Source organism: Bordetella genomosp. 5 (genome assembly GCF_002261315.1).
Taxonomy (GTDB): Bacteria; Pseudomonadota; Gammaproteobacteria; order Burkholderiales; family Burkholderiaceae_B; genus Bordetella.
In genome coordinates this window covers 25,754-45,661 of sequence record NZ_NEVP01000011.1, presented here as the reverse complement: position 1 = coordinate 45,661, position 19,908 = coordinate 25,754, and the positions used below count along the sequence as shown (strand labels likewise).

At 68.4% G+C, this 19,908-nt stretch carries 16 protein-coding genes; 12 read left to right on the top strand and 4 right to left on the bottom strand.

Annotation, left to right across the window (positions count from 1 at the left end):
* The first annotated feature begins 29 nt into the window (after positions 1-29).
* The 11 genes from CAL25_RS17310 (at position 30) to CAL25_RS17260 (ending at position 12,747) form a co-directional block, all read left to right on the top strand.
* Entirely contained in the window at positions 30-1,343 is a 1,314-nt protein-coding gene (locus tag CAL25_RS17310) for a type II and III secretion system protein family protein (RefSeq protein ID WP_170948545.1), read from the top strand.
* Entirely contained in the window at positions 1,340-2,680 is a 1,341-nt protein-coding gene (locus CAL25_RS17305) for a pilus assembly protein CpaE (protein ID WP_094802284.1), read from the top strand. Before CAL25_RS17310 ends, CAL25_RS17305 begins: the two co-directional genes overlap by 4 nt.
* A gap of 16 nt (positions 2,681-2,696) precedes the next feature.
* Positions 2,697-4,064, top strand: coding sequence for a CpaF family protein (locus CAL25_RS17300; protein ID WP_094802283.1), 1,368 nt, complete (start codon positions 2,697-2,699; stop codon positions 4,062-4,064).
* A complete protein-coding gene (locus CAL25_RS17295) occupies positions 4,064-4,984 on the top strand; it encodes a type II secretion system F family protein (protein ID WP_094802282.1) in 921 nt (306 codons plus the stop codon). The genes CAL25_RS17300 and CAL25_RS17295 overlap by 1 nt, the downstream gene beginning before the upstream one ends.
* Before the next feature lie 6 nt (positions 4,985-4,990).
* Positions 4,991-5,995: a type II secretion system F family protein gene (locus CAL25_RS17290; protein ID WP_094802281.1), complete on the top strand. Its 1,005-nt coding sequence runs from the start codon at positions 4,991-4,993 to the stop codon at positions 5,993-5,995.
* Positions 5,992-7,047 (top strand): tetratricopeptide repeat protein, encoded by a 1,056-nt coding sequence (locus CAL25_RS17285; protein ID WP_094802280.1) that lies wholly within the window; start codon positions 5,992-5,994, stop codon positions 7,045-7,047. The genes CAL25_RS17290 and CAL25_RS17285 overlap by 4 nt, the downstream gene beginning before the upstream one ends.
* A gap of 24 nt (positions 7,048-7,071) precedes the next feature.
* Positions 7,072-7,617 (top strand): DUF3613 domain-containing protein, encoded by a 546-nt coding sequence (locus CAL25_RS17280; RefSeq protein WP_094802278.1) that lies wholly within the window; start codon positions 7,072-7,074, stop codon positions 7,615-7,617.
* Positions 7,618-7,633: 16 nt separating this feature from the next.
* The gene (locus tag CAL25_RS17275) at positions 7,634-9,868 is read left to right on the top strand and encodes a pilus assembly protein TadG-related protein (protein ID WP_094802277.1); all 2,235 of its coding nucleotides are present in this window, start codon (positions 7,634-7,636) and stop codon (positions 9,866-9,868) included.
* A gap of 15 nt (positions 9,869-9,883) precedes the next feature.
* Positions 9,884-11,305 carry a sigma 54-interacting transcriptional regulator gene (locus tag CAL25_RS17270; protein WP_094802275.1) on the top strand — a complete coding sequence of 474 codons (1,422 nt, stop codon included), beginning with the start codon at positions 9,884-9,886 and terminating at the stop codon, positions 11,303-11,305.
* 119 nt (positions 11,306-11,424) lie between these two features.
* Entirely contained in the window at positions 11,425-12,150 is a 726-nt protein-coding gene (locus CAL25_RS17265) for a DUF2968 domain-containing protein (protein ID WP_094802273.1), read from the top strand.
* Positions 12,151-12,276: 126 nt separating this feature from the next.
* Positions 12,277-12,747 (top strand): DUF1178 family protein, encoded by a 471-nt coding sequence (locus CAL25_RS17260; RefSeq protein WP_094802271.1) that lies wholly within the window; start codon positions 12,277-12,279, stop codon positions 12,745-12,747.
* Positions 12,748-12,854: 107 nt separating this feature from the next.
* Here CAL25_RS17260 and efp read toward each other — a convergent pair whose 3' ends face one another.
* The 3 genes from efp to CAL25_RS17245 form a co-directional block, all read right to left on the bottom strand.
* Positions 12,855-13,412 (bottom strand): elongation factor P, encoded by a 558-nt coding sequence (gene efp / locus CAL25_RS17255; RefSeq protein ID WP_094802269.1) that lies wholly within the window; start codon positions 13,410-13,412, stop codon positions 12,855-12,857.
* A 176-nt stretch (positions 13,413-13,588) separates the two neighbouring features.
* A complete protein-coding gene (earP, locus tag CAL25_RS17250; RefSeq protein ID WP_094802267.1) occupies positions 13,589-14,692 on the bottom strand; it encodes an elongation factor P maturation arginine rhamnosyltransferase EarP in 1,104 nt (367 codons plus the stop codon).
* Positions 14,693-14,700: 8 nt separating this feature from the next.
* On the bottom strand, positions 14,701-15,912 hold the full coding sequence (locus CAL25_RS17245; RefSeq protein ID WP_094802265.1) for a DUF2863 family protein: 1,212 nt from the start codon (positions 15,910-15,912) through the stop codon (positions 14,701-14,703).
* Between the two features lie 165 nt (positions 15,913-16,077).
* Between CAL25_RS17245 and CAL25_RS17240 the strand changes: the two genes are divergently transcribed.
* Entirely contained in the window at positions 16,078-16,884 is an 807-nt protein-coding gene (locus tag CAL25_RS17240; RefSeq protein ID WP_170948524.1) for a DODA-type extradiol aromatic ring-opening family dioxygenase, read from the top strand.
* Between the two features lie 139 nt (positions 16,885-17,023).
* On the opposite strand, the gene acnA is transcribed toward CAL25_RS17240, so the two are convergent.
* Positions 17,024-19,729, bottom strand: coding sequence for an aconitate hydratase AcnA (gene acnA, locus CAL25_RS17235; protein WP_094803227.1), 2,706 nt, complete (start codon positions 19,727-19,729; stop codon positions 17,024-17,026).
* Positions 19,730-19,908 lie beyond the last annotated feature (179 nt).

Below are 19,908 nucleotides of genomic sequence, written 5' to 3'. Positions count from 1 at the left end.
TCGGGGTAGGCATCTGGCTGTCGGCGGGAATGGTGGCCATGTCGGGTCACGCCTGGGGGCAGACACCGCCGCGCGGACCATCGCCCGCCGCGCCGCCTGCGGGGGCGCAACAGCCGGCCGCGCCCCGCATCAGCGAGCTGATGGTGAGCGTGAACGGCCAGCAGCCCCTGGGCCTGGCCGGCGCGCCCACGCGCATCGCGGTGGGCGATCCCGGCGTGGCCGATGTCAAAGTACTGACGGGCACGGCAGGTGCTGGCGAAGTGCTGGTCTACGGCCGCAAGGCCGGCACCACCGAGCTGCGCGTCTGGACCCGCGGGGCACGGGACCCGCAGGTATGGCTGGTGCGGGTGATTTCCGACGCACAGGCCGCGCTCGTGCGGCGTGGCGTGCAGCCCGGCGTGAGCGTGGATACGGCCGACGGCCGCGGCGTGATCACCGGTACGGCGCCTTCCGCCGATGCGCATCGCGCGGCGGTGCAGGCGGCCGGTGATCCCGAGACCCTCGTCGACGTGTCGCAGATCGCCACGAGCGGGGTGGTGCAGGTCGAAGTGAAAGTCGTGGAAGTGTCGAAGTCGGTCATGAAGGACATCGGCGTCGCGTTCAATGCGGGTGGCGGCCGGGTATCGGGCGGCGTGTCGTTGCTGCCGCAACTCAGCGGATTCCTGGGCGGCATCAGCTACAACAGCAGCGACTTCAACGCCACGCTGCGCCTGCTGCAGAGCAACGGCATGGCGCGCATCCTGGCCGAGCCGACGCTGCTGGCCCTGTCCGGTCAGAGCGCGAGCTTTCTGGCGGGCGGCGAGATTCCGATTCCGGTGGCCGGCGGCCTGGGCACGCAGACCATCGAATTCAAGCCCTTCGGCATCGGGCTCACGGTATCGCCCACGGTCATCTCGCGCGAGCGTATCGCGCTCAAGGTCGCGCCCGAGGCCAGCGAACTGGATTACACGAACGGCATCATGATGTCGAACACCGACGGCTCGCTCACCACGATTCCGGCCCTGCGCACCCGCAAGGCGGACACCACGGTGGAGCTGGGCGACGGCGAGAGCTATCTGATCAGCGGCCTGGTGTCGCGCCAGACGAAGGCCAACGTGAACAAGATTCCGCTGCTGGGCGATCTGCCCATCATCGGCGCATTTTTCCGCAACGTGCAGTACTCGCAAGAGGACAACGAGTTGGTGATTGTGGTCACCCCGCGGCTGGTCCGGCCCATTGCGCGGGGAGTGACCCTGCCGATGCCGGGCGAACGCCAGGAAGTGAGCGATCGCGCGTCCACGGCTTGGGGGTATTACTTGCTCGGCCCCATGGGAGGTCAGCAGATGCCGGGTTTTTCACGGTGACGAATATGAAGACACACGCCCGAGAATGGGTTGCTCTCGACAAGAGCACCTGCTTTCTTTTCTGCACCAGCAACAACAATGTGGCGCAGCAGTTGGGTCAGGCCATCGGTGATCTCGGCCTGTTGACGCAAGAGCTGCCGCCGCTCGATACGCTTGCGCGCCGCATTGCGGATATCAATCCGCAGGTGGTGTTTCTGGATTTCACGGCCGATGCCAACGAGCCGGGCAAGCTGCTGATGGCGGCCGATCTGGCGCGCATCCTGGCGCGCGTGGCGCCTTCCGTGCCGCGCGTCGCCGTGGGCTACCTGGCCCAGCCCGATGGCGCCATCGCGGCGCTGCGCGCCGGTGTGAGCGACTTCGTCGATCCCTCGGTTTCGCCCGAAGAGGTCCGCGGCGTGGTGCAGCGCCTGATTTCGAACCGGCGCGGCGAAGGCGGCGGCACCGACGCCACCCATCGCAGCGTGCTGGTGCTGGGCGCGCGGCCCGGCGTGGGCGCCAGCACGCTCGCCGTGCATGCGGCCGGGCTCGGCCAGCACATGCTCGCGCAGGCCGCCGCGACGCGGCAGCACGGCGCGGCCAAGGCGGCCCGCGGTGGCGACCTGATGGCCACGCAGTTGCCGCTGTCGGATCGCGTCGGCGTGCTGGACCTGGGCTGGCCGGTGGGTGACTGCCTGCTGTATCTGAACATCAGCAGCGAGTTCGATTTCGCCGAAGCCGTACGCAACCTGCGCCGCCTCGACGGCACCTTGCTCAGCTCCGCCATGGCTCACACGGCCGCTGGTGTGAGCGCGCTGGCCTTGCCGCGCGACGTGGCGCAGATGCGCGCGCTGTCGCCGTCCGACTCGCTCATGCTGTTCGAACGCCTGCGCCAGCATTACGGCATGCTCATCACCGACGCCGGCGGCTTCTCCAATCCGGAGTTCGTGGCCAAGCTGGTGCGCGCGTCGCAGGAGACCTGGCTGGTCACCGACCAGAGCGTGAGCGCGCTGGTGTCGCTCGCCAATGTCCTGCAGGAGCTCGATCAGCACCACGTCGAGCGCGCCTCCGTCAAGCTCGTGGTCAATCGCTACGACGAGCGCTATGGCATGACCGCCAGCCAGATCGCCGAGCGCTTCGGCATCACGCTGGCAGGCACCTTGCCCGATCGCACCTTGCCGCTGATGGTGTGTACCAACCAGGGCCGCCTGCTGCACGAGCAGGCCGAGCGCGACGTCTACGTGCGCGCGGTGCAGGCGCTGATCGATCGCGTCATGTCGGACAACATGGGGCCGAGCGCGCGCCAGGGCTGGCTCGCGACGTGGCTGCCCGGTGTGCACAAACGCGTGAACGTGGTTTGACCAAGGTGGAGGCATCATGATCATGTCGGCATCCATGGAATTCGGCTCCGGCGCACCGGAAGGCGAGTTCACCGGATCGCAGCGCTTCCAGGACGTGAAGAGCCAGGCGTACGAACACCTGCTGTCACGGATCGAGGAGCTGGGCGCCGAGTTCGGCCGCTGGACCCGCCAGGCGATCCAGGAGTTTGTCGACATCGAGGTCGCGAGCTTCGTGCGCATGCGGCGCGTGGCCATCAACGAGGGCGAGCTCGGCCAGATTTCGGCCTCGCTGACCAAGGAGCTGGCGGGGCTCGGGCCGCTCGAAGACCTGCTCGCGGATCCGGCCGTCGAAGACGTGCTGATCAACGGCTACGACAACGTGTTCGTATCGCGCCGCGGCGTGCTCGCGCGCGAGTCGCTGCGTTTCACCGACAACCAGCACGTGCTGCGCATCGTGCGCCGCATTCTGGCGCCGCTGGGCCGGCGGCTGGACGAGTCCAGCCCGATGGTCGATGCGCGGCTGCCCGATGGCGGACGCCTCAACGTCGTGATCGAACCGCTCGCGGTCGATGGCCCGATGGTGTCGATCCGGAAGTTCCGCCAGGATCCGCTCAAGCCCAACGATCTGCTGGCGCTCGGGTCTTTCAACGAAGACATCTTCCGCCTGCTCAACCTGGCGGTGCGCCATCGCTGCAACATTCTGGTGTCCGGTGGCACCAGCTCGGGCAAGACCTCGCTGCTGAACGCGCTGGCGTTTTTCATTCCCGAAACGGAGCGCGTGGTCACGGTCGAAGACACGGCCGAGCTCTCGCTCAATCATCCGCACGTGGTGCGGCTGGAGTCGCGGCAGGGCGGGTTCGATGGTTCCGGCGCGGTCAGCATCCGCGATCTCATCCGCAACAGCCTGCGGATGCGCCCCGATCGCGTGGTGGTGGGCGAAGTGCGTGGCGCCGAGGTCATGGACATGCTGCAGGCCATGAACACCGGCCACGAAGGCTCGATGGCCACCATCCACGCCAACTCGCCGCGCGAGTGCCTGTACCGGATCGAGATGCTGGCCGGCTTCGCGGGCTTTCAGGGCAGCGAGGACAGCCTGCGGCGGCAGATCGCGAGCGCGCTCGACTTCATCGTGCAGATCGGCCGCTTGCCGAACGGCAAGCGCCGCGTGGTGTCCGTGACCGAGGTGACCGGCATGGGCGACAACGTGATCGCCACGCAGGAGCTCTATCGCTACGAGGCCTACACCACGCCCGACGGCGAGGACAAGGACAACTGGGTGAGCCTGGGCATCAATCCCCATACGCCCAAGCTCGCGCGCGTGCGCGACGAAGTGCGCGGCATCACGGCGGCGCCGCCCGACGAGCCCGAAACGGGCGGTGGCGGCTTCTGGAGCCGGAGACGCTGATGAACGCGTTGCTGCTCGGGTCCCTCTCGCTGTTGTTGCTGGCCGGCGCACTCATCGTGCTGCTGCGTGCCAGCGCGGGTGCCCGACGCAGCGCCACGTCGGCCTATCTCGATGCGCGTCTGGATCAGGGTAAGGGCGCCACCGCGACCGCGGCGAGCGCCGTGCTGATGCAGCCGATCCGGCGCGGCGGCAATGCCTGGTCGCGCCTGTTGCTGCTGGCGGGCGAGCCCTCGAGCCAACGCATTTATTTCGTGCTGCTGGCGCCGCCGCTCCTGCTCGCGCTGGTCGCGCTCGTGGCGGGCGGTCCGGCTGCCGCGCTGGCCTGCTTCGCGCTGGTGCTGCTGCTGGGCTACTTCCGCCTGTGGCACAAGGCCGATAAGCGCAAGCGCCGCATGGTGGCGCAGCTGCCCGAGTTTCTCGAGGCGGCCGTGCGCCTGATCGTGATCGGCAACAGTGTGAGCTCGGCGTTTCAGTCGGCCACGCGCTCGGTCGACCAGCCGCTGCTGGAAGTGGTGCAGCGGGCCGACGCGCTGGCGCGCTCGGGCAAGGAACTCGACGTGGCGCTGGCGCAGGTGGCGCGCCAGTATGGCCTGCAGGAGCTCTCGCTGGTGTCCGCGGTGATCTCGCTGGCGCTGCGCTTCGGCGGGCGCAGCGATCAGGTGCTCGAGCGCATGGCGGGCTTCATGCGGGATCTGGAAGCGGCCCGCGACGAACTCACGGCGCTGTCGGCCGAGATCCGCCTGTCGGCCTGGGTGCTGGCGTTGTTGCCGGTGGGGGTGTCGCTCTTCATCATCATGTTCAACAACGACCTGTTCATGAACATGTGGAACGATCCCCTGGGCTTTCGCATGCTGGTCGTCGCGGCCGGCCTGCAGATCTGCGGATCGTTCTGGCTGTATCGCATGGCGCGCGGGGTATAGACGGCCATGGCGATGATGCTCAACGATCCCGTCGCCCGCTGGCTGCTCGTCGGCGCCATCGTTGCGCTGATGGTGGGCTGCCTGATCGTGGGCGCCGCGCTGATGGCGCGCGTGGGGCGGCAGGGGCGCAATCTGCGCACCGTCGAACGCGCGCTGGCCGCGCGGGAAGGGCGCGCGCTGCCCGTCGAGGAGGCGCCACGCACGCCCCGGGCGCACATCGAGGCCGTGACGCACGCGGCGAGCGATGCGGGCCTGCGCATGGGCGCGGGGCGCCTGGGCGACTCCCTGCTGGCCGACGAAGACCGGCGGCTGGTCGAGGCCTGCGGTTTCGCGGACGTGGCGCGCGCGCGCGGGCTCTTCATTGCCTCGCGCGTGTTTCTGGTGCTGGCGCTGCCGCTGTCGCTCTGGATGCTCGCCGATGCGCGCTGGCCCGACATGGGCTGGGCTGGCATCTCCGCCCTCATGTTCTTCGGCTTCGCGCTGGGGTGGATGGGGCCCAAATGGTGGTTGATGCGCCGCTGGTCGCAGCGCCGCCGCCAGGCCGGCCAGGAGCTGCCACTGTTGATCGACCTGATGCGGCTGCTGCAGGGGGTGGGCCTCTCGCTGGATCAGAGCATTCACGTGCTGGTGCACGACTTTCGCGTGGCGATGCCGGTCATCGGCCAGGAGCTGCGCGTGGCTGCCGAGGCCCACACACGCGGCCGCACCCGCGAGCAGTCGCTCGCGCGCCTGGCCGAGGGTTATGACAACGACGACCTCACGGCGATCTGCCGGCTGATGGTCCAGATCGACAAGCACGGGGGCGCGGTCCAGGAACCGCTGGCGCGCTTTAGCGAGCGGGTGCGCGAAAAGCGCAAGCTCGACCTCAAGGCCAAGGTGGCGAAGATGACGGTGAAGATGACCGGCGTGATGGTGATGACGCTCTTGCCGGCGCTGCTCATCGTCACCGGCGGATCGGGTTTCATCGCCGTCATCCGAGGCCTGTCGCAGATTGGAGGAGGCAGTCCATGAAACAACATGACCGATTCGCGCCGTGGGCGCGCATCGCGATGGCGGCGGCGGCGCTGGGCGCGCTGACCGCCTGCCAGACATCGCGCGTCGAAACCGCGCAGCAGCTCATGCGCGATCAGCAGCGCGAACAGGCCCTGGCCCAGGAAAAGGCCGACGAATCGATGCGGCGCAATGCCGCGACGCCCCCCGAGGTCGCGCTCTCGCTGATCCGCGAGTCGCAGCGCGATGGCCGTTACTTCGCCTCGCTCGCGTACATCGATGCCTATCGGCAGTCGTATGGCGAAGGGGGCGAGGTGGCGGCATTGCGTGCCGACGCGCTGCGCATGACCGGCCAGCCCGCGGCCGCCGAACAGGCGTACCGCGCGCTGCTGAATGGCGATCAGGCCGCGCGGGGCTGGCATGGGCTGGGCCTGCTCGCCGGTGCACAGAACAACTTCGAGGATGCGGCCGACAAACTGGGCCGGGCGGCGCGGATGCGCCCCACCGATCCGCAATATCTGGGTGACCTCGGCTATGCGTTGTTGCGCGCGGGCGATCCCGCCGCCGCGCGCGTGCCGCTGGGTCAGGCCGCCGAGCTCGACCCGGGCAATGCCCGCATCATCGGCAATCTCGCGCTGCTGTTGCTGGTGAGCGGCGATGCGCTCGCGGCGCATCAGGTGATGGACCAGGCCGGATTGTCCGAGCCGGCGCGCGAGCGTGTCGTACAGCTCGCCGACGAGGTCCGGCAGGCGCAACGCCAGAGCGCCGTCGCGCCGCCGCAGGCCATCGCGGCCGTGTCTATGGTGCCGGGCCGCGACAGGCCGGGCCGTGAGATGGCGGGTGGCGACGGGCCGGGCCGCGACAGGCCGGGTGGCGATGCGACGCGGGCCGATGCGGCCCGGGCCGACGCGGCGCGCCCGTCCGTGCGGCAGGTGGATGCCAGCGGCCGCGCGGTCGCCGATGCGTCCTCTCCCGCCGCCAGCCCGGTCTCCGCCGCCATGCCCATGCCGGTCCTGCAACGGCCGCTGCTCGACCGGATGGGCAATCCCGCCGCGGGCGCGGCCACCCCCTGACCTGAACGCATCGTGAGGCCTCTCATGCATCGATCTCCGCTTTCCCTGGCCGCCGTGCTTGCGAGCGTGCTGATCTGCGGCCCGGCCGCGGCGCAGCTGCGTGCACCGCTCACGCCGCCTGCGCCCCCCGCGGCCTCGGCCGCCACGCCGGTGGCTCAGGCCACGCCTGTTCCTGCGGGAAGCGGTGCCGCGGCGGCTGGTGCCGCGACACCCGGGGCCGCGACCCCCGGGGCCGTGACGCCGGTCCCGCCGCCTCCGGCCGACGCCAGTGCCGCCGTGCGCCAGGTGCCGTCGCAACCGGCGGCCGCCGCCGCGGCATCGGCCGCCGCGGCATCGGCCGCCGCTCCCGCCGCGCGCGCCGGCGCGGACGATCTGGACCGGCCCGGCGCCGTGACCCGTGCCCTGATGGCCGCGCAGGCCGACGGCCGGCGTGCCGGACCGGGCCTGCCGCTGCAGGGGCCGGTCGCCAGCGCGGCCTGGCAGCGCTATATCCAGAGCTTCGAGCAGCCGCTGCCGCAGTGGTTCGGCACGCGCATCGAGAACAAGTCCGGCTCGGGGGGCGGCGGCTGAGCCCGCCCGCGCCATCATGGGACCGCGCCGCTTCCGCACGCCGGCCGCCGGGCAGCAGGGTTCGATCCTGATGCCCGCGGCCCTCGTCATCCTGATCGGGCTGGTGCTGTTGGGCGGCGCGCAGCTCGGCTACTTCTATTACATGAAGCGCGAGCTGCAGAAGGCCGCGGACCTCGCCGCGCTCACCGCCGCGCAATTGCTGGGGGCGGGCGCGCAGGCCAATTGCACGGCCGCCTCGGCCGCCGCGAACGCCAACGCGCGCGCCAACCTGGGCGCGCATGCACAGACCACCAACGTCGCCAGCACCTGCCACCGCTGGGACAGCAGCAACGCCTCGCTCGCACCGCGATTCATCCGGCCGATCGCGGCCGGAGAGCGCTACAACGCGGTACGCGTGGCGCTATCGATGCCGGCGCCTGCGCTGGTGCCTTACCTGGGCGGCACCACGATTTCGGTCGAGGCGATCGGCGCGCGGCCCGGCGAGCCCGTCGCGGCCTTTTCCGTCGGCACCAAGCTGATCGCGGCCAAGCCCGGCGTGCTGACCAATCTGCTCAGCCAGGTCGGCCTCAATCTCAGCGGCACCTCGCTGGCCGGTTACGACAGCGGGCTGGCCAACGTGAAGATCACGCCTGCCGGGCTGCTGCAGGCGCTCGGCATTCCGGTGCCCGCCAATATCTCGCTGGCCGATTTCAATCAGCTGCTCGCCGCCAACACCCGGCCGCTGGGCGACGTGCTGAACGCGGTCGTCACCGTCGCGGGCCGCAATGAGCTGGTGGCGGCCAACGTGGGCCTGTTGCAGGCCATACAGACCAAGCTCGGGGTGTCCAACCTGCAGGTCAAGCTGGGCTCCACCACGCCCGGCCGCAACGGCGCGCTCTTCGCCAACATCACCTCGGGTGACGCCAGCTCCGCGCTCAATCTCGAGCTCGATGCGCTGCAGGTGCTGTCCACCGCGATCGGGGTGGGCACCGGCGGCCATGCCGTGCAGGGCGGCACCGCCGTGAGCCTGGGCGGGCTGGTCACCGTGACGCCGCGCTTCAGCGTGATCGAGCCGCCCTCGATCGCCATCGGCGGCGTGGGCACCACCGCCTATTCGGCGCAGGTGCGGGTGTACGCGCCGATCCAGATTTCCACTGCGTCGCTGCCACCTCCGATCAGCTCGCTGCTCAAGGTCTCGATCGACCTGCCGATCACCCTGGATCTGGTGGACGGCCATGGCACGCTGACCCAGCTTTGTCAGCGCCGTGACGCGGCGAATCGCGATCTGGCCAACATCGCGGTCACCTCGTCCATCCTCAAGCTGTGCGTCGGCGGTCCGCCGCCGGGTGCGCCGGCCAACTGGCCGTTCTCGACCAGCGCGAGCTGCGAGCAGGGCCTTCAGCCCAAAAAGCTGCTGAGCGTGGCGCTGCTCGGTGCCGAGCTCGCGTCGGTGCAGCCGAATCCGCCGCTGGTGATCAACGCGCTGCCGGCCAACGGCGCCGCCGATTTCTACGTCGGGCAGACGCAATCGGTGCCGGCCACCGACAATCCGCTCCTGCTCGGGACGACCGTGAAGAACGTCACCGATGCCTTGCTCGGCGCCTTGCTCGGCAATTCGCTGCAGGCGGGCGGGAATCTGCCGGGGGGCACCCGGACCCAGGTCATCGACAAGCTGGCGCAGGAGCTCTGGAACGGCACCGCCACGGCCGCCTGCACCGATGCGATCACGGCGCAGCAGAACGCGACCGGCTTCGGCTGCCGCAGCTCGCGCACGCAGGCCGCACTCAACCAGATCAAAGACGCCCCGACCAATCTCAGCGGCTTTCTCACCGGCCTGCCCAACACCACGGCCAATCTGCTGACCAGCCTCGTGACCCTGAACGTCAGCGGTCTGCTGGGCAGTGTCGGGGGGCTGGTCAACAACCTGGTCGGCACCGTGGTCAAAACGCTGGGCGATGTGGTCGGCGCCTTGTTGCCGACCAATCAATGCACCACGCGCATTCTGGGCATCCCGATCGGCGGGACGGTCGCGGGCTGCATGCAGCAGATCAGCAATACGCTGGCCGCCACGCCCACCGCCGGCGGCCCGCCCAACGTCGTGCTGGGCCTGGTCGGCTTCCTGCTCGAGATGCTGCGGCCCACGCTGGATCAGATCGGTACGGGGCTGCTCAAGCCGCTGATCGAGAACGTGATCGGTCTGCGCGTGGGCCAGACCGACGTGCATTTGATGTCGATGGATTGTGATGGAACGGGAGTCCAGCTTGTCTACTGATCGCCGGAGCCGCTCATGAGCGAAACCCTGCTCAACGATGGCCTCGACCTGTACGTCTGGGAAGGCACCTCGGATATCGCCGCGCGGGCCGAGCGCGCGCTCGCGGGTTACGACGCGACGCTGATCCGCGCCGAGGCCGGTCTTACGTTCGCGGCCGACCGGGACCGCGCGCGTCCGGCCGTGGCGCTGGTGTCGGTCACGATGATGGGCGATGCGCGCTTCGCCGGCTTCGACTGGCTGGCCGCGCAGGGCATCCCCGTGATCTGGGTGGCCGGCGAAGTGCGCAGCCACGACCCGCGCTTCTACCCGCCCGAATATTCCTACACGCTGCCCCTGGGCTTCACGGGCGCCGAGCTGCGGCGGCTGCTGTTCCGCGTGGCCGGCATTTCGCAGAAGGCCAACGAGCCCGAGGCGCCCGCGGCGCCCGCCCTGGTCGCGGTGTCGCCGGTGATGCGCGACCTGCTCGACGAAGCCCGCATGTTCGCCGACGTGCGCGCCAACGTGCTGGTGCATGGCGAGACGGGCGTCGGCAAAGAACGCGTGGCCCGGCTGCTGCACGATGACGCCTCCTGGTCGGACGGGCCGTTCGTGGCCGTGAACTGCGGCGCCATTCCCGAGGGTCTGTTCGAGGCGCATTTCTTCGGCCATGCCAAAGGCGCCTTTACCGGCGCGGTGGGCGCGCACAAAGGCTATTTCGAGCAGGCCCATGGCGGCACGCTCTTTCTGGATGAAATCGGCGATCTTCCGCTTTATCAGCAGGTGAAGCTGCTGCGCGTGCTCGAGCAGAGCACGGTCACGCGGCTGGGCTCGTCCACCGAGATTCCGGTGTCGTTCCGGCTGGTGGCGGCCACCAACAAGGATCTGCGCACGCTGGTGGCGGAAGGCGATTTTCGCGCCGACCTGTACTACCGGCTCGCCGTGATCGAGCTGCGCATTCCCAGCCTCGAAGAGCGCGGCCCCGCCGAGAAGCGCGCGATTTTCCAGGCGCTGCTGCAACGTCATGGCGTGTCCGAACACGACGAAGTGCCGCCCTGGCTGCTGCAACGAATCGAGCAGATGCAGTTCGCGGGCAACGTGCGCGAACTCTCCAATCTGGCCGAGCGGGTGGCCATCATCCGCCGTCAGTTGCGTGGCTGGGATCCGGCGCGCATCGAACTCGTGCTCAACCGGCACGCGCGCCAGATGCCGCCTGCGCCCGCCACGCCACGCGCCACGCCGGAGGCGCCGCCCGCCGCGGCGCAGGCCGCGCCGGTCTACAGCCCCGCCGAACGCAGCGAACGCGAACGCGTGCTGGCCGCGCTCGAGGCCAACGGCTGGCGCCGCCAGGACACCGCGCACGCGCTGGGCATCAGCCGCAAGGTGCTGTGGGAAAAGATGCGCAAATTCCGGCTCGGCGAAACCCAGGGCGAGCCGGTGGACGGCATGGCCGACTTCTGAGGCCGGCGGCGCGCGTAAATGCGGGAATAACCCAGGAAAACCCGTGGCATTTGGGTGCGATAATTCGCAATCTGTTGCTATAGTTCCGAACTTACTGCCTAGGGGTAGGGGATAAAAAAGTGGAAATCCAACACAGGGGTGCAGGTATGCGCCTGATGCTCGCTGGCCTGTTCATCACGGGTCTGGCCGGTTGCGCCAGCACTCAGCCGGCCCCCGAGCGCCCCGCTGTCCAGCAGGTCGAAAACAAAGACGCGGCCAACACGCCCGTCACGCCTCCGGCGCCGGCACCGGCACCCGCGCCGGCGGCCCCCACGCCGCCTCGCGCCAGTTCCACGGCTACCGAGCTGCAGGGCATGATCCAGAGCCGTCAGGTCTCCGAGCTGCGCACCAGCTATAACGGCAACTACGGCGCCAGCCTGTTGTTCCGCCCCGACGAGCTCACCTATTACGTCGCGCTGTTCCAGCAAAAGGATTTCTGGCAGGTCTACAAGACCAAGTCCGCGCAGCAGGCCGAAGCGGTGTATCGCAGCTTCGTCGCCCGCTCCGCCGATCTGGCCGAGGTCGACATCCGCCGCATCCGCATGCAGGCCGACTACACCCAGGCCGAAGCTCAGCTCGCCGCGCGCAACGCCGAGCTCGCCTCGCTGCAGGCCGATCGCCAGCAGCGTCAGCAGCAGGAGCAGCTGGTCGCCGAGCGTCAGGCACAGGCACGCCAGGAAGCCCAGGCCCTGGCCGACCAGAACAAAGACGTCCGCGAGCAGTTGCGTGCGTTGCAGCGTCAGATCGACGCGCTGCAGGCCGAGCAGGCCCGTCTCTCCGCGCCCAAGGCGCGCGCACCGAAGTAACATGACCCGGGCGGTGGGGGCTTTGCCACCCGCCGCTCCTCCCGCCGCGATCCACGCGCGGGCAACGCGCTACGGCGCGCCTCGGCTGGCGCGTCCGGCCTGGCCCGACCACGGGCCCTCCTCATCATGGCTTTCAAAGTTTTTGACCTCGAATGCGACCGCGGCCACCTGTTCGAAGGCTGGTTCGCCTCGCATGACGACTACGACGCGCAACAGGCGCGCGGCCTCGTGGCCTGCCCGGTCTGCGACTCGCGCGGCATCGTCAAGCGCCTGTCGGCACCGCGCCTGAACGTCGCGCATCTGCGCGGCGCGGCGCCCGCGCCCGCCGCCGCGCCGTCGCGGCCCGGCGCACCGCCGCTGCCTCCCGAACTGGCCAAGCTGCAGGCCGAAGTGCTGCGCCAGGTGCGGCAATGGGTGCGCAACACCGAAGACGTGGGCCCGGGCTTCGCCGCCGAGGCCCGCCGCATCCACGACGGCGAGGCCGATGACCGGCCCATTCGCGGCACGGCCACGGCCGACGAACGCGCGGAGCTGGCCGAGGAAGGCATTGCGGTCATGACCGTTCCGACCTTTCTCGACGACGACCAGCTGCAATAAGCGCCGCGGCCCCGCCGCCTCACCCGAGCCGTTGCGAGACACCAAAGAAAAAGCCCGCACTGCCGTAAGGCAGGGCGGGCTTTTTCGCCGCGAATGCGGCAGCCGGATCAGTTGACGCGGCTGCGGTATTCGTTGGTGCGGGTGTCGATTTCGATCTTGTCGCCGATGGCGCAGAACAGCGGCACGCTGAGTTCGTAGCCGGTGTTGATCTTGGCGGGCTTGAGCACCTTGCCCGAGGTGTCGCCACGGACGGCGGGCTCGGTGTAGGTGATTTCGCGAACCAGGATGGTGGGCAGTTCGACCGAGATGGCGCGGCCGTCGTAGAACACCACTTCAACGGGCATATCTTGCTCGAGGTAGTTCAGGGCGTCGCCCATGCTCTCGGCTTCGATTTCGTACTGGTTGTACTCGGTGTCCATGAACACGTACATCGGATCGCCGAAGTACGAGTAGGTGCACTCTTTGCGCTCGAGCATGACCACGTCGAACTTTTCGTCGGCCTTGTACACGGACTCGCTGGCCGAGGCCGTCAGCAGGTTCTTGAACTTCAGCTTGACGACGGCGGCGTTACGGCCGGACTTGTTGTATTCGGTCTTCTGGACCACGAGGGGATCCTTGCCGACCATGACCACGTTGCCGACTCGCAATTCCTGAGCGGTTTTCATCGATTAAAACTCCGGGGGTGATATGGCGCACTCGCCGTGCTAGCGCGCAATCGGTTCGGCTGCCAGGTAGGCTGGCCGTACACCGCATGCGTGCCCCGGGAGGCTGTCAGTGAGTCTGTTGCGCCCGGCATGCCCGGTTTGATCACCAGGATGGACGCCGCAGAAAACTGTCTATTCTAGCGCGTCTTGCTTAGATCAGTACAGAAATCGGCCAGTGTGTCCCCCAAATCGGGGAGCGCGGCCTGCGCTTTGTCCCACTCCCGGGCCGTGTTTTCCCAGGCCTGCCAGGGGCCATCGGCCAGTGCCGCGCCGGCGAGCGTGGCCACGTCGGTGGCGGCGGCAGCATTCCAGGCCTGCATCAACGCCCGCGCGGGCGCCGGCAGATCGTAGCGCGCGAGCCACGCGTCGAGCTTGGTCAGGTGCACCGCGTCTTGCTGCGGATAGATCTGCCACAGAAATGGCCGGCCCGCCCAGGCCGCCCGCACGAACGAATCCTCGCCGCGCACCAGATTGAGATCGGCCAGCCACAGCAGCCGGTCGAAATCGGGTTGAGGCACGAAGGGCACGCGCACGATGTCCAGGCCGGAAAGCGCGACGCCGTCCAGCGCGGGCGCCACGCCCTGCGGCACGAGCAGGATCGCGCCTTCGGGCAGCGCCGCCAGCCCCCGGGCCAGGTCGGCGGCCGGGGCCTGCGGATAGCAGAACAGCGTGGCCAGACGCGCCCCGGCATGACGGCGCGCGATCACGGATTCGGGCACGCCGAGGCGCCGCAGAAACTCGTCCTGGGCCGGGCGATCGGCCTGCCACGCGTCGCGCGCGGCGCTCAGGCCCGGCTCGCGGATGAGCCCGCCGGTGGCCGCCGTAAAGCCCGGAAAGAAGAAGTGCTTCACCAGTCCGCTGGGTTGCTGCGAGGGCAGGCCGTGGCAGCTCTCGACCCAGGCCTCGGCGCTGAGGTATTCGAGATTGATCCACAGGGGGTGCGTGGCGCGCATGGCGGCGATGAACTCGGCGGGCGGATCGCAGGCAAACGCCTCGATCACCACATCGCCGGGGTCGAGCTCGGTCAAGGGCTCGCGCCAGTGGCGCACCGCGATGTTCTGCAGTGTCTGGGTCGCGAGCGCCGGCTGCACGCCGGGCTCGATCCGGGCGAACGCATCGAGGTCGTCGACCCACAGCCGCACCTGCCAGCCCCGGCCGTGGGCGAGGCGGCGCGCCAGGCGCCAGCACACGCCGATGTCGCCGTAGTTGTCGACGACACGGCAGAAGATGTCGGCGCGCATCGCTGCGCTCAGTGAAACTGCGTGGGCGCCGTCTCGGCGTCTTCGGGCAGCTCGGCGTGGACGAGTTCGCCGAGCGGATTCGGGAAGTGCGGCGCGCCGCAGTCTTCGCAGTACTCGGGCGGCAGCACGCCGGGAATGCGGCGCACGTCGCTCACGCCATACTCCTTGAGCAGCGCCGCGATCTGGTCCATCGCGTCCGGCACGCCTTCGTCTTCTTCGCCGGGGGCGGGCTCGTCTTCGCGGCCGTACACGGGCCAGACGCAGCCGTAGTAGACGTCGTTGCTGTTGCGTGCCGTGAAGCCGACGCGGTACTCATCGATCTGCGCTTCGCCGCAACCCGCGATCACCGCGCGCAGTTGCGAGGGTTCCAGGTTGACCGCGCTCTCGAGCCAGCTCACCGCCGCGCGCAGCGACAGGGGCCGCACACGGCGGTCGGCTTCGCGGTTGCTCACGTAGTAGGCGTCGGGCAGCAACAGGTCGAGCCCGCAGCCAGGCAGCAGCGTGGCGAAGGTGGGCTGGGCCTGCTCGACCCACTGCGCCAGACACGCCTCGCGCGTGTTGCCCGGCTCGTCGAAGTGTTCTTGCCAGCGGAAGAAGGCGCCGTGCTCGGGCACGGCCACGGCCGCCACCACGTAGCGCGTGTCGGCCAGCATATTGGCCGTCTCGACGGCGGTATTGATCACCGGCTTGGCGGTCTCGGCGCCGAGCGCGTGCGAGCCCAGGCGTTGCAGCCATTGCCAGGTTTCGGAGAAGGTGCGCGGCATCTGATCGATGCTGACCAGATGGGGCAGCAGCGCGACCCGCGCATTGCTGGCCAGCACGTGGCCGTGCAACTGCGCCAGCAGCGCTTCCTGCGCCGACGCGGAGATCGGGCCGGTAGGAATGGTGTAGCGGGTCCAGGCGGCGATCGGCGCGACCAGCAGCATGACGTCGTGCCGTACGCCGTTTTTCTCGATCGCCGTGGACTCGGACAGGGTTTCGGCCTGTTCGATCAGCACCTCGTAGGCACCGATGTCGTGCTGCGCCAGATGATCGAGCGCGGCCTCGAGCGGCGCGTCGTTGCCCGCGCGCAGCAGCTTGGGCACGGCGTTGGCCAGCTGTGCCTCCCAAAACAGGTCTTCGACACGGCTGCCGGAACGGTTGAGCGCTTGCGCCAGGGCGACCAGGCGCGTGGCATCGCGATTCAGGCGGGAGGGGGTCTGGCTGCGGGAACGGGCCATTGAGTTCGTAGGTACTGGATGCGTAACAGCGTAGTTTAACGCCCCGGCGCGCCGATGCACTCCGGCCTGTTGCTCGATCTGCAACAGCCTATGCCGCCGCGCGGGGTTTATTGCTCGTTTCAATATCGGCAGAATCGGGTCATTGGATCTACAGGAAGACGCGCCATGCTTTGGCCCACCTTATTCGTTTCGCACGGCTCGCCCATGCTGGCCGTGGAGCCCGGCCAGACCGGCCACGCGTTGGCCGACTGGAGCGCCGGCCTCGCGGCGCGGCCGCGCGGCATTCTCGTGGTGTCGCCGCACTGGATGGGACAGGGGCTCGCGGTGTCCACGCGCGATCGCCAGGTCGCCTGGCACGACTTCGGCGGGTTTCCGCCCGAGCTCTACCATCTGCAATACGGCGCGCCCGGCTCGCCGGCGCTGGCCGAGCGGGTGCGCGCGCTGCTGGCCGAGGCCGGCATCGCCGCCGACAACGACCCGCGCCGGCCGCTGGATCATGGCGCCTGGGTCCCGCTGCGCTACCTCTATCCCGACGCCGACGTGCCGGTGGTGCAGCTCTCGCTCGACATGAGCCGCGACGCGCGCGGCCAGTACGCGCTCGGTCAGGCGCTGGCGCCCTTGCGTGACGAGGGCATTCTGATCATCGGCTCCGGTTCGCTCACGCACAATCTGCGCGACGTGCGGATGCCGCAGATGGCGCCGGCGCATGCCTACGTCCCTGCGTTCCAGAGCTGGTATGCCGACCGGCTGGCGCGGCGCGACCTGCCCGCGCTGTTCGACTGGCAGAGCCAGGCGCCGGGCGCGCACCAGGCGCATCCGCACGACGAGCACCTGATGCCGCTCTACGTGGCGCTCGGGGCGGGCGACACGCCGGCCGACGCGGCCTGTGCGCCGCGCCGCCTGACCGACGAGGTCAGTTATGCCGCGCTCGCGATGGACGCGTACCAGTTCGGCGCCGCACCCCAGGCCTGAGCGCGCAATAGTGGCTCACTGAGGCGGCACACCGAGACTACCGACCCAGGCCGCCCGCCGAGGCTGCCCACCGAGGCAAGAAAAAACCCGCGCGGCCGGCAGGCCACGCGGGTTCTCTCGTCGGGCTTGCTTGCCGGGATCAGGCGGCGAGCAGCTGACGCAGCACGAAGGGTAGGATGCCGCCGTGGAGGTAGTAATCCACCTCGATCGGCGTATCGATGCGCAGCAGCACCGTCACGTCCTGCGAGGTGCCGTCCTTGCGGTGGATCGTCAGCGTGACGTCCTGCATCGGCTTGATGCCGTGTTCCAGGCCCGAGATATCGTAGGTTTCTTCACCGGTGATCCCCAGGGTCTGCACGCTGTCATCGCCCTTGAACTGCAGCGGCAGCACGCCCATGCCCACCAGGTTGCTACGGTGGATGCGTTCGAAGCTGCGCGTGATCACGGCCTTCACCCCCAGCAGCTGGGTGCCCTTGGCGGCCCAGTCGCGCGAGGAGCCCGTGCCGTATTCCTCGCCGCCGAACACGACCGACGGGGTGCCTTCGGCCACATACTTCATGGCCGCGTCGTAGATCGACATCTGTTCGCCGGTGGGCTGGAACAGCGTCTCGCCGCCTTCGAAGCGGCTGCCGTCCGGACGCGGGGGAATCATCAGGTTCTTGATGCGCACGTTGGCGAAGGTGCCGCGCATCATGATCTCGTGATTGCCGCGGCGCGAGCCGTAGCTGTTGAAGTCGGCCTTCATCACGCCGTTTTCCTTGAGCCACTTGCCGGCGGGCGAGGTTTCCTTGATCGAGCCCGCGGGCGAGATGTGGTCGGTGGTGACCGAGTCGCCGAACACGCCCAGCGCGCGCGCGCCCTTCACGACGGGAATCGTGCCCGGGGTCATGCCGAAGTCGTCGAAGAACGGCGGCTCGGCGATGTAGGTGGAGTCGGGCCAGTTGTAGGTTTCGCCGGCCACGCCCTTGATGTTTTCCCAGAGCTTGCCCGGGTTGGTCTTGACCTGGCTGTAGTTGGCCTTGAAGGCGTCGGGGTTCATGGCGAACTTGACCAGCGCGTCGATCTCTTCGTTCGACGGCCAGATATCGCCGAGCCACACGTCGCCGTTCTTGCCCTTGCCCACCGGTTCGGTCATGAGGTCACGGGTAACCGTGCCGGCCAGCGCGTACGCCACGACCAGCGGGGGCGAGGCCAGGAAGTTGGCCTTGATGTTCGGGTGGATGCGCGCCTCGAAGTTGCGGTTGCCCGACAGCACGGCCGAGCACACCAGGTCGTTGTTCACGATCGCCTCGTTCAGGTCGGGCGTGAGGTCGCCGGCGTTGCCGATGCAGGTGGTGCAGCCGTAGGCGGCCACGTCGAAGCCGAGCTTCTCGAGGTAGGGCAGGAGGCCCGTCTTGGTCAGGTATTCGGTCACCACGCGCGAGCCGGGGGCGAGCGAAGTCTTGATGTGCTTGGGCACCTTCAGACCGGCTTCGACCGCCTTCTTGGCCAGCAGGCCCGCCGCCAGCAGCACGCTGGGGTTGGACGTGTTGGTGCACGACGTGATGGCGGCGATCAGGATGTCGCCGTTCTTGATGCGCGTCCCGGCGCTGGTGGTGAACACCTCGTTCAGCTTCTCGGCCGGCTGGTTGAAGCCGTTCTCGGAGGTCGGCTTGGAATACAGGTCGATGAAGGTGTTCTTGACGTTACCGATCTCGATGCGGTCTTGCGGACGCTTCGGGCCAGCCAGCGACGGCGCCACGGTGCCGAGGTCGAGCGTGAGCAGCTTGGTGTAGTTGATGTCGCGTGCATCGGGCACGCCGAACATCTTCTGCGCCTTGAAATAGGCTTCGAACGCGGCGATCTCTTCGGGCGTGCGGCCGGTGCCTTCGAAGTAGTCGATGGTGCGCTCGTCGACCGGGAAGAAGCCCATGGTCGCGCCATACTCGGGCGCCATGTTGCCGATGGTGGCGCGGTCGGTCACGGACAGGCTCGCGGTGCCTTCGCCACAGAACTCGACGAACTTGCCCACGACCTTCTCACGGCGCAGCAGTTCGGTGATCGTGAGCACGAGGTCGGTGGCGGTCACGCCGCCGCGCAGTTGGCCCTTGAGCTCGACGCCCACGACGTCCGGGGTCAGGAAATACACCGGCTGGCCCAGCATGCCGGCCTCGGCTTCGATGCCGCCCACGCCCCAGCCCACCACGCCGATACCGTTGATCATCGTGGTGTGGCTGTCGGTGCCCACCAGCGAATCGGGATAGTAGACCTCGTTCTTCTTGTCGAAGTGCACGCCGCGGGCCAGGTACTCGAGATTGACCTGGTGGACGATGCCGAAGCCCGGAGGCACCACGCCGAAGGTATCGAAGGCCTGCATGCCCCACTTCATGAACTGATAGCGTTCACGGTTGCGCTGGAATTCCAGCTTCATGTTGAGGTCGAGCGCGTTCTTCGTGCCGAAGTAATCGATCATCACCGAGTGGTCGACGACCAGATCGACCGGCACCAGCGGCTCGATGCTCTTGGGATTCTTGCCCATCTTGTCGGCCACCGACCGCATGGCGGCGATGTCGGCCAACAGCGGCACGCCGGTGAAATCCTGCAGGACCACGCGCGCGACCACGAAGGGAATCTCGTCTTCCCGGCGGGCGTTGGGCTGCCAGTTCGCCAACTGGCGCACGTGTTCTTCGGTGACCTTCTTGCCATCGCAATTGCGCAGCACCGATTCCAGCACGATGCGGATCGACACCGGCAGGCGCTGCACGTCGATGCCGAGCGATTGGCCCAGCGCCGGCAACGAGTAGAACTGACAGGGTTTCTTGCCAATCTTGAAGGTCTTGAGCGTGTCGAGCGTGTTGTGCGGCATGATGGACTCCATGGGGTTTGACCGCGAGAATCCGCCATTTTCTGGCGTTTCCCCGCGTTTGTCATCGACGTGCGGCCTGCGCAGCGGCGGATGTCTTATATCTTATATAAGACCTAAAGCCCGCGTCAAAGTTCCGGCGCGCGTGTCGTCAGGGCTACGCCCCCATTTGTACCAAGAAT

Excerpts from the sequence above, each read along its gene's own strand:
- CAL25_RS17245 (WP_094802265.1), bottom strand. The coding sequence starts at position 15,912 with ATGGCCCGTTCCCGCAGCCAGACCCCCTCCCGCCTGAATCGCGATGCC.
- CAL25_RS17290 (WP_094802281.1), top strand. The coding sequence starts at position 4,991 with ATGGCGATGATGCTCAACGATCCCGTCGCCCGCTGGCTGCTCGTCGGC.
- CAL25_RS17275 (WP_094802277.1), top strand. The coding sequence starts at position 7,634 with ATGGGACCGCGCCGCTTCCGCACGCCGGCCGCCGGGCAGCAGGGTTCG.
- CAL25_RS17310 (WP_170948545.1), top strand. The coding sequence starts at position 30 with ATGGTGGCCATGTCGGGTCACGCCTGGGGGCAGACACCGCCGCGCGGA.
- CAL25_RS17270 (WP_094802275.1), top strand. The coding sequence starts at position 9,884 with ATGAGCGAAACCCTGCTCAACGATGGCCTCGACCTGTACGTCTGGGAA.
- acnA (WP_094803227.1), bottom strand. The coding sequence starts at position 19,729 with ATGCCGCACAACACGCTCGACACGCTCAAGACCTTCAAGATTGGCAAG.
- CAL25_RS17240 (WP_170948524.1), top strand. The coding sequence starts at position 16,078 with ATGCTTTGGCCCACCTTATTCGTTTCGCACGGCTCGCCCATGCTGGCC.
- earP (WP_094802267.1), bottom strand. The coding sequence starts at position 14,692 with ATGCGCGCCGACATCTTCTGCCGTGTCGTCGACAACTACGGCGACATC.
- CAL25_RS17260 (WP_094802271.1), top strand. The coding sequence starts at position 12,277 with ATGGCTTTCAAAGTTTTTGACCTCGAATGCGACCGCGGCCACCTGTTC.
- CAL25_RS17280 (WP_094802278.1), top strand. The coding sequence starts at position 7,072 with ATGCATCGATCTCCGCTTTCCCTGGCCGCCGTGCTTGCGAGCGTGCTG.
- CAL25_RS17285 (WP_094802280.1), top strand. The coding sequence starts at position 5,992 with ATGAAACAACATGACCGATTCGCGCCGTGGGCGCGCATCGCGATGGCG.
- CAL25_RS17295 (WP_094802282.1), top strand. The coding sequence starts at position 4,064 with ATGAACGCGTTGCTGCTCGGGTCCCTCTCGCTGTTGTTGCTGGCCGGC.
- CAL25_RS17300 (WP_094802283.1), top strand. The coding sequence starts at position 2,697 with ATGATCATGTCGGCATCCATGGAATTCGGCTCCGGCGCACCGGAAGGC.
- efp (WP_094802269.1), bottom strand. The coding sequence starts at position 13,412 with ATGAAAACCGCTCAGGAATTGCGAGTCGGCAACGTGGTCATGGTCGGC.